Raw genomic sequence first — 12,000 nt, 5'->3', positions numbered from 1 at the left:
CGTCCACGACCGAGAGATGACGCGGCAGAGGACGCGCACGGACGCGGCCATCCGGGTTGGGCCTTGCCAACCGCCATCCGGCGCCGCGCGGCTCGACCCCCGCCTGCGCGGGGGGCAGGCTCTGACGGCCAGTCAGGCGCTGCGCCACGCAACACCAACTGACGGCTGGCAAGGCCCAGCGCGGACTACCCGGCATTGGATGGCAGGCCCTGGGCGGTCAGCACGAATCCGTTAGGCTTGGCGCCGGTACACGTGGATCCGGTCTGCATGAAAATCGTCAGCTTCAATGCCAATGGCGTGCGCTCCGCCGCGAAAAAGGGCTTCTTCGACTGGTTCGTCGCCCAGGATGCCGACGTGCTGTGCATGCAGGAAACCAAGGCGCAGGAACACCAGCTGGCCGGCGAGTCCGGCCTGCATGCGGACTTCCTGCCCGCCGGCTACAAGGCCTGGTTCCGCGACGCGTCGACCAAGAAGGGCTACAGCGGCGTGGCGATCTACGCGCGGCGCGAACCCGACGAAATCCGCACCTCACTCGGCTGGGCGCCGTTCGACGACGAGGGCCGCTACATCGAAGCGCGCTTCGGCAACCTCAGCGTCGTCTCGTTCTACATTCCGTCGGGTTCGTCGGGCGATCTGCGCCAAGGCTTCAAGTTCGAAGTCATGGACTGGCTCAAGCCGATCCTCGACGAATGGCTGGCCAGCGGCCGCGACTACGTGCTGTGCGGCGACTGGAACATCGTGCGTGCGCGCCACGACATCAAGAACTGGACCAGCAACCAGAAGAATTCCGGCTGCACGCCGCCAGAGCGCGCGTGGCTCAACGCGATGATCGGCGACGCGAGCGGCGACGGCCTGGTCGAGCCGCCCGCGACCGGCTGGCTCGATGCGCTGCGCGTGCTGCGTCCCGATGCGCCCGAATACACCTGGTGGAGCAACCGTGGCGCCGCGCGCGCCAACAATGTGGGGTGGCGGATCGACTACCAGTTCATCACCCCGTCGCTGCGTGACCGCGTGCGCTCGGTCGCCGTGCATCCCGAGCCGCGCTTCTCCGATCACGCCCCGCTGGTCGTGGACTACCGCGCGTGAACGCGCCGGCCGCCGAAGCGAAGCCGCGGCAGAGCTGGCGTACCGTCGTCGCCAACCTGCGTCAGCGCAAGGTACTGGCGATGCTGTTGCTCGGCTTCAGTTCCGGCATTCCGATCTACCTCGTCGGCAATACGCTCGGGTTCTGGATGCGCGAGAACGCGATCGAGCTGTCGACGATCGGTTTCCTGTCGTGGGTCGGGATCGCCTACTCGCTGAAGTTCCTCTGGGCGCCGCTCGTCGACAAGGCCGATGCGCCGCTGTTCGGGCGCTGGCTCGGACGGCGGCGTGGCTGGATGCTGCTGTCGCAGATCGTGGTGGCGGTCGCGCTGGTCGGCATGGTGTTCGTGCAGCCTCGCGAGGATGTCATGACCATCGCCGGGATCGGGTTGGACCGCTTGCTCGTCTTCGGGGGGCTGGCGCTCGCCGTCGCGTTCGCGTCGGCCACGCAGGACATCGTGATCGATGCCTGGCGAATCGAGAGTGCTTCGAGCAACGAGCAGCAGGGCCTGTTGACGTCGACGTCGACGCTCGGTTACCGGGGCGCCCTTCTGATGACCGACGCGCTGATCCTGATCATGGCCGCCCACGTCGGCTGGTCGATCTCGTACCTGTGGATGGCCGCGATGATGGGCGTCGGGGTCGTCGCCGTGATGATCGCGCGTGAACCCGTCGCCAGCGAGGTGGCGGCCAACGCGCAGCCCACGTTGTGGACGGCGCGCGGCCTGTTCGACGCGATCATCGGTCCATTCATCGCGTTCTTTCGCCAGCACGGCACGTTCGCGCTCGTCATGCTGCTGGCGATCTGCCTCTACCGAATGCCCGACTTCGTGATGGGCCCGATGGCCAACCCGTTCTATGCCGATCTGGGGATCGACAAGGAAACCGTCGGCGCGGTGCGGGGTTCGATCGGCCTGGTCGCGACGATTCTCGGCATCGCCGCCGCCGGATTGACCGCGGTGCGTTTCGGGTTCATGCCGACACTGCTCGCGGGCGCGGTACTCGGGCCTGGATCGAACCTCGCCTTCGCCTATCTCGCGCTGCACGGCTCGGATACAGGGGTGTTCACCGCGGCGATGGCGATCGACAACTTCTGCAGTGGATACGCGGGCGTCGCACTGATCGGCTACATGTCCAGCCTGACCAGCATCGGCTACACGGCCACGCAGTACGCCCTGCTCAGTTCGTTCTATGCCCTGGCAGGCAAGGTGCTGAAGGGGTTCTCGGGTGTTTGGGTTGAGCAACTGGCTGTGGGCCGCACGCTGTTGGAAGGTTATGCGCTGTTCTTCACCGGAACCGCGCTGATCGGCATCCCTGCCATCGTGCTGTGCATCGTGCTGTGGCGTCGACCACCGGTGCCGCCCGCCGTGGTCGCAGCACAGACCGGGGTCTAGACGCGCGTCCGCCTGCAGCGTGTTTCGTGATCATTGCCGTGGTTGCGGTGCCCGCACATGTGTTCTCCTTACGGTTCAGACCAGGACGTGCCTCGACAACGACGCGCTCGCCACGGGAGATACAACGGAATGACCGAACTCGTACTCAGGGATCTCGACCCCGCGCTGCTCGAGCGCATCGGCGCCTATGCCGACACGCAGGGCTGGGGCCAGGCACGCACGCTGCGCTTCCTGCTCGAACAGGGCCTGCGCGCCAGCGTCGGTGATGAACGCTCGACCTTCGATCCGGCCGAGGACGGCGTGCTGGCCGCCGCGATCGGCGCGCTGGAACAGATTCCCGACGACACCTTCGCCCTGATCGGCCGCGGTCCCGCGCAGCCTGCAGTGGCCAGCTGAGGCATCGGCCTATTTGTGGCGCGCACGCGCGCTTCCACCGGAATCACGGTTGGGGCGACGCTGACGAGCCAAAAAAAACCACCTTGATCAGCATTGCCTCCGGATGGGTCGAGCGCAGCGACACCCATTACCCGGTATCGCCTGACATATCAGGCCTCAGACCGGATGCACGACCCCGAGCACGCGCGGCCCTGCCGCGCCGGTGACCGACGGCAGATTGCCCGGCCGTCCGAGCACGGTCTGCCGCGCCAGCCACGCGAAGCCCATCGCTTCGACATGATCCGGATCGAGTCCGTGCCCTGCGCTCGATTCCACGACGACGCCCGGTAGCGCCTCGGCCAGCGCGCGCATCAGCGCGCCGTTGTGCACGCCGCCGCCACAGCCGATCACCCGCGCGGTGCCCGGCTGGGTCGACTGCAGGGCATCGACGATCGTGGTCACGCTGAGCGCGAGCAGCGTCGCCTGGACATCGGCGGTGGACGCGTCGCCCTGCAACGCGGCCTCGACCCAGTCGAGATGGAACTGGTCGCGTCCGGTCGACTTCGGCGGCGGCGCCGCGAACCACGGCTCGGCCCGCAGCCGCGCGAGCAGTGCGGCATCGACGCGACCATGCGCGGCGAGCGCGCCATCTCGGTCGAAGGCTTCGCCGGTGTGGCGCAGGCACCACGCATCCATCAGGCCGTTGGCCGGGCCGGTGTCGAAGCCGCGCACCGGACCGCCGTCGCCCGGCAACAGGGTCAGGTTGGCGATGCCGCCAAGATTGAGCACCGCGCGATCTTCGCCGGCGCGCGACAGCAGCGCCGCATGCAAGGCGGGCAACAACGGCGCGCCATGTCCGCCGGCGGCGACATCACGTCGGCGGAAATCGGCGACGGTCGCCACGCCGGTGCGCTCGGCGATGCGCGCGCCGTCGCCGAGCTGCAGGGTGAACGGTGCACGGCCGTCGCCAGCGCGTCCGTAGGGACGATGGCGCAGCGTCTGGCCATGCGAACCGAGCGCGGCGATGTCGGCGGCGCTGAGTCCGGCTTCGGCAATCGCCGCCAGCGCGGCATCGGCGAACGCATCGGCAATCAGGACATCCAGCTCGCCGACATCGTCGAGGGTCAACGATGCGGCCTGCTGACCGAGCGCAACCAGACGCGCGCGCAGCGCGTCGTCCCAGGGATAGGTCGCGCCGAACCGCAGCTCGGCATGCAGCGTGCCGTCGGCGCGATCGTCGAAGCGGACAATCGCCGCGTCGATGCCGTCGGCGCTGGTGCCCGAAATCAGGCCGAGGAACAGATCGGACATGGCGTCAGCGCCGGAGACGAGGAGGGTGCAAACGAAACGCCCGGCGCAGAGCCGGGCGTTTGAGGCGGATCAGCCGCGGCCGTTGCCGGGCCGCGCGGCGTTCGCGACCTGCCGATCGGGATCCGGCTTGGCCGGCACCTGCGCATAGATCACGTTCTCGACTTCGCGGATGCGGGCGAGCGCGGGGCCGGTCTGCTGGCGGAACTGCGCCAGCGCGGCGCCGCTGAGCGGATCGGGCTCGGGCATCGTGTGCTGCAGCGGGTTGCGGTGCGCACCGTTGACGCGGAATTCGTAATGCAGATGCGGGCCGGTCGACAGGCCCGTGGTGCCGACGTAACCGATCACCGTGCCCTGCGCGACGCGCTGGCCCTGACGGATGTTGCCGAAGCGCGACATGTGCGCGTACAGCGTGGTGTGGCCGCGACCGTGGTCGAGCACCACGGTGTTGCCGTAGCCGCCCTGCACGCCGCGGAACTGCACGCGCGCATCGCCGGCGGCCATGATCGGCGTGCCGGTCGGCGCGGCGTAATCGACGCCCTTGTGCATGCGCATCGTGCCCAGCACCGGATGGCGGCGGCTGCCGAAACGCGAGCTCAGGCGCGCGTACTGGATCGGCATGCGGATGAAGCTCTTCTTCAGCGGGCGGCCTTCGGCGTTGTAGTACTCGGCCTTGCCGTCCTGCTCGTAACGGAACGCGCTGAAGGGCTTGCCCTTCGCGGTGAACACCGCCGCCTGCACCGGGCCGCTGCGGATCAGTTCGCCTTCGCGCCAGATCTGCTCGACGACGACGCTGAAGCGGTCGGTCTGGGTGACGTCGGTGTTGAAGTCGATGTCGTACTTGAAGACTTCGTCGGTCAGCGTGTTGATGTTCGCGCCCGACAGGCCCAGCTTGCGCGCCGAGTGGAACAGCGAGCGACCCACTTCACCGCTGATGACGACGTTGCGGATTTCGACCGGACGTTCGACGACTTCCTCGCGGACGGTGTCGCCGGCCAGGCTCAGCTCGACGCGCTCAGTGTCGCTGCGGTCGTAGCGCAATTTGTTGAGCGTGCCGTCGAGGGTGAGGTCGAAGCCCAGCTCGGTGCCCGGACGCATACGCGTCAGCTTGGCCTTGGCGTCGGGCAGTTCGAGGATGCGGTGCATCGTCGAGGCCGGCAGATCGAGATCGGAGAAGATCGAGCCCAGCGTCTGACCGCGTTCGACGGTCACCAGCTGCCAGTTGTCATGGGTCTGCTGCGCCGTGCGCTGCCTGGCGGTCAGTGGCGGCAGTGCCAGCGACATCGTCACCAGGTCGTGCTGCGGCTGCGCATCGCCGCGCATCGCCTGCGAGACGCCGGGCACCAGTGCGACGACCAGGACGCCGAGCGTGGCGAACAGGCTGGCATGGCCCCAGTCGCGGCGCGTCCAGCGACCGGGATACAGCCGCAGGCGCGATGCCTGTTCCTGTTGCCTGTTCCGGGCCGCAGCCTGCAGGTTGTCGTGGAGCACCTGCTGGTGGTGCGCGTCGGCCTGGGGCGGCGGGACGGAAGTCGTCATCGTGGGCGGGTCCGGATGGCGTGAACGGCGTGTCAGCGGGGTAACATAGAGACGTGAGGTCCATGCGTCAAATGCCTGACCGGACTCGAATTTTTGCTCCGTTCACCGGATAACGAAGCCTTAACCTGGCGTGTCCGCATTCACTTTCTAGCCATCCACGAGATCCCCGCACCGATGTCCCTGCAGCCCGCCACCGCTCCCCTCGATCTGATCGCCCGCGGCACGGACGAGATCCTCAAGCGTGACGACCTCGAAGCGCGCCTGAAACTCGGCCGCCCGCTGCGGATCAAGGCCGGCTTCGACCCGACGGCGCCGGACCTGCATCTGGGCCACACGGTGCTGCTCAACAAGCTGCGCCAGTTCCAGGACCTCGGCCACCAAGTGATCTTCCTGATCGGCGACTTCACCGGGATGATCGGCGACCCGTCCGGCAAGAGCGCGACCCGCAAGTCGCTGTCGCGCGAGGACGTGCTGGCCAACGCCGAGACCTACAAGGCGCAGGTGTTCAAGGTGCTGGACGAGTCGAAGACCGAGGTCCGCTTCAATTCCGAATGGTTCGGCACGATGGGCGCGGCCGACATGATCCGCCTCGCGTCCTCGCACACCGTGGCGCGGATGCTCGAGCGTGACGATTTCGCCAAGCGCTACGCCGGCCAGCAGCCGATCGCGATCCACGAATTCCTCTACCCGCTGGTGCAGGGCTACGACTCCGTTGCGCTGCAGGCCGACGTCGAATGCGGCGGCACCGACCAGAAGTTCAACCTGCTGATGGGCCGCGGCCTGCAGGAAAGCCACGGCCAGGCGCCGCAGATCGTGCTGACGATGCCGCTGCTGGTCGGGCTCGACGGGGTCAACAAGATGGGCAAGTCGCTCGGCAACTACATCGGTGTGACCGAACCGGCGATCGACATGGTCAACAAGACCATGAAGATCGGCGACGCGCTGATGTGGGACTGGATCGAACTGCTGAGCTTCGAGATCGGCATCGACGAGGCGAAGGCGCTGAAGGCGCAGGTCGAGGCCGGCACGCTGAACCCGCGCGACGTGAAGTTGCGCCTGGCGCGCGAACTCGCGACGCGCTTCCACGATGCGGACGCGGCCGAGCTCGCGATCCGCGGCTGGCAGGTCGCGATCTCCGGCGAAGGCGACGTGTCGCTGCTGCCGCTGCAGGACGTGACCGTGCCGGCTGAAGGCCTGCGCATCGGTGCGCTGCTGACCGCCGCCGGCATCACGCCGAGCAATTCGGAAGCCAGTCGCAAGTTGAAAGAGCGTGCGGTCAAGGTCGACGGCGCGGTGGTCGACGACGCGGGTCTGGAGTTCAAGCCCGGCTTCGAAGGCGTGCTGCAGGTCGGCAAGCGCAATTTCGCCCGGGTGCGGCTGGTCGCGGGCTGAGGCTGCTTTTCGCTCCCGGCTTGTCCTTCTCCCTCTGGGAGAAGGTGCCCGGAGGGCGGATGAGGGTGCTTCCCCCGCGCGCCGGTAAAGCCCCGACCCTCACCCGACGCGCTCCGCGCGTCGACCCCGGATCAAGTCCGGGGCAGGCTCTCTCCCGGAGGGAGAAGTGTGGGGACCTGCGCCTGTCAGCAACGCGCTTTGCGAGAAGGGGCAGCCCAGAGCCGCGTATCAACGCGCCGGCTCTGCCCGCGCCGCATCACTCGTCACGCGCCGCGCGCTGAACTCGCTGTCCGTATCCCAGGCCGGCCACGTCTCGCCGTTCGCCAGCGCTTCGGCCAGGCGGTAGACCGTGCGCGTGTCGGCGGTCGGGCCGGCCATGTCCCAGCTGTCGTCGAAGGCGTCGCCCGGCTGGTGGTAGCGGTGGGCGAAATAATCGGCGCGTGCGGCCTTGCCGCCAGCGACGCCGCCGTCGAGCTGGTCCATGCCGGGACCGATCGTGATCGCCGGCACGCCGGCCTGGGCGAACGCGAAATGGTCGGCGCGGTAGAACAGGCCGGCCTCGAGATTCGGATCCGGCGACCAGCCACGGCCATCGACCGCGGCGGCCGTGGCGAGATCGCGTTCCAGCGACACGCGGCCTTTGCCCCAGGACGAGATGTCGTGCGTCTCCCCGTCCGGGCTCCACATTTCCATGTTGAGCACCGCCGCCGTGGTCTCCAGCGGACGCAGCGGATTGGCGGCGTAATAGGTCGCGCCGAGCAGGCCGTTCTCTTCCGCCGTCAGCGCGATGAACTGCAGCGTGCGCGCCGGGCGCGGGCCGGCGGCGAAGACGCGGGCGAGTTCGATCATCGAGGCGATCGCGGTGGCGTTGTCGACCGCGCCGTTGATGATCGCGTCGCCGCTGTCGTCGGGTTCGCCCACGCCGAAGCTGTCCCAGTGGCCGGACAGGATCACGGTCTCGTCGGGTCGCGACGCGCCCGGCAGCACGCCGACGACGTTGTGGCTGATCACGCGGTCGCGCTTGACCGCGAACGCGAGATCGAGCGTGGCATCGCCCAACGCGCCGCCCTTGAAACCGTGCTGCTGCGCGCGGCGTTTCTCGGCGTCGAAGTCGAGCCCGGCGTCTTTGAACAGCTGCTCGGCCACGCCGCGCTGGATCCAGCCGCGCATCGGCAGGTGATGCGCTTCGGCGTCGGCGCGAACGATGTCGTACTGCGGGCCTGCGCGGCCGTTGCGCACCGTCGCCCATGGATACGAGGCCGGCTCGGTCTCGTGCACGATCAGCACGCCGGCCGCGCCGCGCTTCGCGGCTTCCTCGTACTTGTAGGTCCAGCGGCCGTACCAGGTCAGCGCGCGTCCGCCGAAGCGGCCGGGCTCGGCGGCCTCGAAATCCGGATCGTTGATCAGCACCACGACGACCTTGCCGGCGACATCGAGCCCGGCGTAATCGTCCCAGTCGAGCTCCGGCGCGGTGATGCCATAGCCGGCGAACACCAGCGGCGTGGCCGACAGGTCGACGCCGGTGCCCGGGCGGAGGGTTTCGACCGCGATGTCGTCGCCATTGGCCAGCGCGCGCGTGGCGCCGCCGACGTGCAGCTGCGCCGTCACCGGACCGTCGATGACGCTGCGTTCCAGCGTGACGGCTTGGGTCCAGCCGCCATCATCGCCGCCGGGTTCCAAGCCCGCTTCCGCGAACTGCGTGCTGATGTAGTCGACCGTCAGGCGCTCGCCTTCGGTGGTCGGCGCGCGGCCTTCGAACTTGTCGGACGCCAGCACCGACAGATGCCGGGCGAGGTTGTCGGACTGGATGCCGCCGCCGGGAATGTCGGCGGCCGCAGGCGCGGCGCTGGACGCGTCCGCATCGGGCGTGGCGGGCGTCGACGGTGTGCAGGCGGCGAGCAGCAGCGCGCAGACGAGGGCGGTCAGACAACGCGGTCGGGACATCGGAAAATCCGTGAACGAGGTGCCGGCCATGATGCCGCAAGTGGCCGAGGGCGCCGCCGATTGGCTACAGTGGCCGCCGGTTCCCCCCTCCAGGAGCACTCGATGATCCGTCGTTTCCGCGTTGCGCCGCCGGTTCTGCTGGCCGCCGCCCTCGTCCCGCTGCTGGCTCTGTCGGCCTGCACGCCCGCGCCTGAAGAAGGCTTCGAAGAAGAACAGCCCGCCGCGACCGCGGCCGATGCCGACACCGGCGCCGGCAGCGCGATCGAAACCGAAACCGCGCAGGCCGAGATCGGCGATACGCCCGAAGCCGCGGCGCCGCCGACCGAAGTGCCGGGCGAAACGCCGTGCGATACCGAAGCGCTGCAGAGCCTGATCGGCACCCAAGGCAGCGAAACGGTCTACGCCAAGGCCGTGCAGGATTCCGGCGCCAAGTCGCACCGCGCGCTGGGCCCGACCGACATGGCGACGATGGATTTCCGCCCCGACCGGCTGAACATCGATCTCGACGCGAGCGGCAAGATCACCGGCTTCCGCTGCGGCTGATTCGGTTCGTCCGCTGCGAATGCCAGAACGCCCGGCTTCGTGCCGGGCGTTCTGCGTTGCGGGCCGCGTACCCGCAGAAGAAGTCGATCAGCGATCGTCGCGCGTGCGCTTGAAGTCCACCGGCTGGCCGTCACGCTCGCTGCTCCAGCGACCGCTGGCATCGCGCTCGCAATCGCGCGACACCGGTTCGCCCGGCTGGCTCGGCCGGCTCATGCACAAGGGATTGCCGTCGACCGCGGCGCTGTTGTCGCGGTACTCGTAGGAGCCGCAGCCCGCGAGCAGCAGGACCGCGCTGGCGATGACCGGAATGCGCATGTGGTGTCTCGATGGCGATGGAGTTTCGACGATCGCAGATCGCGCGAAGCCCCGCAAACACGGCGCATCGGCGGCCTGACCTCGCCGCCATCGCGGTTCGAGGTCGAACGTAGGATGGGTCGAGGGCAGCGAAACCCATCGCACCTGGTTCGAGCGGGTCACGGTCGATCCGCTGCGCGCTCGATCTTGCGATTTTGATCGTCGCGATCGGGGCGCCCGCATGGCAATGATGGGTTTCGCTGCGCTCTACCCATCCTACGAAGTCTCAGTGCCGGTGGCGCGGAATCAGCGGCCCGCTTTCAGCGCATCCAGAATCCGCACGCCGGCGCGGCCGTCGTCGGGAGTCAGGCCGATGCGCCGCTGCTCGGTCTGGATCGCGCGTCGCGTCGCGGTGCCGATCATGCCGTCGACCTCGCCGATCGCATGGCCGCGCGCGAGCAGCTGCGTCTGCAGTTCACGACGCTGCGCGCGCGACAGGCCCGGATCGTCGGTCGGCCACGGCGTCTGCAGGCCGCTGCCGCCACGCAGCCGGTCGGCGAGTGTCGCGATCGCCAGCGCGTAGCTCTCGGCGGCGTTGTAGGAAAAGATCGCGTCGTAGTTGCTGAAGACGATGAAGGCCGGGCCCGCGGCGCCGGTCGGCACGAGAATCGCCGCCTGCGTACTGCCGGCCGGCAACGCACCGCCGTCGACGCGGGCGATGCCGCGTGAGGTCCAGTCGGCGACGGTCCGGCGGCTCGTGCGGCCGGCCTGCGCGGTGTCGAACCCGGCCGGCAGCTTGATCTCGTAACCCCAGGGCTGCCCGGTCTTCCAGCCGGCGCGCGAACGCTTGAGGTAGTTCGCCGTCGACGCGAGCGCATCGGGAATGCTGTCGACCAGATCGCGGCGGCCGTCGCCGTCGAAATCGACCGCGATGCGCGCGTAGGTGCTCGGCATGAACTGCGTGTGCCCGAACGCGCCGGCCCAGGAACCGGTGGTGTCACGGTTCTGCAGATCGCCGTCGTGCATCAGCTTGAGCAGGGCGACGAACTCGCTGCGGAAGAACGGCTGGCGGCGTCCGTTGCAAGCCAGCGTCGCCAGCGACACGCGCAGCGGCCGCTTGCCGGAGATGCGGCCGTAGTCGCTCTCTACGCCCCAGATCGCGACCACGGTCTCAGCGTCGACGCCGTATTGCGCGGCCACGCGATCGAGCAGCGCACGATGCTCGACCAGACGCGCGCGTCCATCGGCCACGCGTTCGTCATCGACGAGACCGGCGAGGTAATCCCACAGCGGCGTGGTGAATTCGGGTTGCGAGTCGAGCAGCGGCAGCACCGTCATGTCCGGCGTCACGTCGGCGAGCGCATCGAACGCCGCCTGCGGAATGCCCGCCTTGGCCGCGTCGCCGCGGATGCCGCTGATGCAGCGCGCGAACGCGGCGGCGTCATAGGTCGGCGCAGCGGCTGGCGCCGGGGTCGCGGGCACCTGCGCGGCAGCACCGCCCGCGCACAGCAACAGGCTGGACAGCGCAAGGCGCGCAGGACTTGAGGAGCGATGCGTCGGAAGACGGGACATGCGGGCGACCTGCGCGTGCGGGGCGACCACTGTGCACGAGCCGGTGTGGCCCGCGCATCCCCGCGCCGGCGTCGGTTTCACGGTGCGCTCAGCCGACGTCGCCATCGACATAGAACCAGCGTCCGTCCTCGCGCACGAAGCGGCTGCGCTCGCGCATGCGCACCACGCTGCCGCCGCCGATGCGGTACTTCGCGACGAACGCCACTTCGGCGTGGTCGGCGTCGATCACGTCGTGCGCCTTGACGTCGAGGCCGAGCCAGACCGGTTGCGGATCGTCGAAGCCGAGATCATCCGGACGCGTAGAGGCGTGCCAGCTCGCGCGCAGATAGTCCGCATCGCGCTGCACATAGACGACGTAGCGCGAGCGCATCAGCGCCTCGGTGTCAGGCGCTGCAGCGCCGTCGTGCAGCGGCTTGCAGCAGTCGGCGTAGGTGCGCGGGCGGCCGCAGGGGCAGGGCGCAGTGGGATCGGTGTTGAATGTCGGCATCGCGCCAGTGTGATGCCGAAGCGCCGAGCGGCCAATGCATGTCTCGGTGTGCGCCGCACTGCGCAGAGC

At 68.8% G+C, this 12,000-nt stretch carries 11 protein-coding genes; 5 read left to right on the top strand and 6 right to left on the bottom strand.

Features of this window, described 5'->3' with window-relative positions:
- The first annotated feature begins 267 nt into the window (after positions 1 to 267).
- From LU699_RS08495 to LU699_RS08485, 3 genes are all read left to right on the top strand, one after another.
- Positions 268 to 1,086 carry an exodeoxyribonuclease III gene (locus LU699_RS08495; RefSeq protein WP_232148370.1) on the top strand — a complete coding sequence of 273 codons (819 nt, stop codon included), beginning with the start codon at positions 268 to 270 and terminating at the stop codon, positions 1,084 to 1,086.
- The gene (locus LU699_RS08490) at positions 1,083 to 2,477 is read left to right on the top strand and encodes an AmpG family muropeptide MFS transporter (protein ID WP_232136518.1); all 1,395 of its coding nucleotides are present in this window, start codon (positions 1,083 to 1,085) and stop codon (positions 2,475 to 2,477) included. Before LU699_RS08495 ends, LU699_RS08490 begins: the two co-directional genes overlap by 4 nt.
- A 129-nt stretch (positions 2,478 to 2,606) precedes the next feature.
- Positions 2,607 to 2,873, top strand: a complete 267-nt coding sequence (locus LU699_RS08485) for a hypothetical protein (RefSeq protein ID WP_232136516.1) — start codon at positions 2,607 to 2,609, stop codon at positions 2,871 to 2,873.
- A 156-nt stretch (positions 2,874 to 3,029) separates the two neighbouring features.
- Here LU699_RS08485 and LU699_RS08480 read toward each other — a convergent pair whose 3' ends face one another.
- Positions 3,030 to 4,163, bottom strand: a complete 1,134-nt coding sequence (locus LU699_RS08480; protein ID WP_232136515.1) for an anhydro-N-acetylmuramic acid kinase — start codon at positions 4,161 to 4,163, stop codon at positions 3,030 to 3,032.
- Positions 4,164 to 4,232: 69 nt separating this feature from the next.
- Entirely contained in the window at positions 4,233 to 5,699 is a 1,467-nt protein-coding gene (locus LU699_RS08475) for a M23 family metallopeptidase (RefSeq protein ID WP_232136514.1), read from the bottom strand.
- Between the two features lie 174 nt (positions 5,700 to 5,873).
- Between LU699_RS08475 and tyrS the strand changes: the two genes are divergently transcribed.
- Positions 5,874 to 7,091 carry a tyrosine--tRNA ligase gene (gene tyrS, locus LU699_RS08470; RefSeq protein ID WP_232136513.1) on the top strand — a complete coding sequence of 406 codons (1,218 nt, stop codon included), beginning with the start codon at positions 5,874 to 5,876 and terminating at the stop codon, positions 7,089 to 7,091.
- Between the two features lie 228 nt (positions 7,092 to 7,319).
- Here the strand turns inward: tyrS and LU699_RS08465 are convergent, their stop codons facing one another.
- Positions 7,320 to 9,035, bottom strand: coding sequence for a M28 family metallopeptidase (locus LU699_RS08465; protein ID WP_232136512.1), 1,716 nt, complete (start codon positions 9,033 to 9,035; stop codon positions 7,320 to 7,322).
- 102 nt (positions 9,036 to 9,137) lie between these two features.
- Here LU699_RS08465 and LU699_RS08460 point away from each other — a divergent pair, with 102 nt between their 5' ends.
- Complete coding sequence (locus tag LU699_RS08460) at positions 9,138 to 9,578, top strand: I78 family peptidase inhibitor (RefSeq protein WP_232136511.1); 441 nt, start codon at positions 9,138 to 9,140, stop codon at positions 9,576 to 9,578.
- Between the two features lie 87 nt (positions 9,579 to 9,665).
- Here LU699_RS08460 and LU699_RS08455 read toward each other — a convergent pair whose 3' ends face one another.
- The 3 genes from LU699_RS08455 to LU699_RS08445 all read right to left on the bottom strand — a co-directional run bounded on the left by LU699_RS08455 (position 9,666) and on the right by LU699_RS08445 (position 11,931).
- Entirely contained in the window at positions 9,666 to 9,893 is a 228-nt protein-coding gene (locus LU699_RS08455; protein ID WP_232136510.1) for a hypothetical protein, read from the bottom strand.
- 285 nt (positions 9,894 to 10,178) lie between these two features.
- Positions 10,179 to 11,444, bottom strand: coding sequence for a lytic murein transglycosylase (locus tag LU699_RS08450; protein ID WP_232136509.1), 1,266 nt, complete (start codon positions 11,442 to 11,444; stop codon positions 10,179 to 10,181).
- An 88-nt stretch (positions 11,445 to 11,532) separates the two neighbouring features.
- Positions 11,533 to 11,931, bottom strand: a complete 399-nt coding sequence (locus LU699_RS08445) for a YchJ family protein (RefSeq protein ID WP_232136508.1) — start codon at positions 11,929 to 11,931, stop codon at positions 11,533 to 11,535.
- Between the last annotated feature and the right edge of the window lie 69 nt (positions 11,932 to 12,000).

Source organism: Luteimonas fraxinea (assembly GCF_021233355.1).
In the GTDB taxonomy this organism is placed as follows: domain Bacteria; phylum Pseudomonadota; class Gammaproteobacteria; order Xanthomonadales; family Xanthomonadaceae; genus Luteimonas; species Luteimonas fraxinea.
The sequence above is the reverse complement of the archived record's forward strand: the minus strand, read 5'-3'. Positions and strand labels throughout refer to the sequence as shown.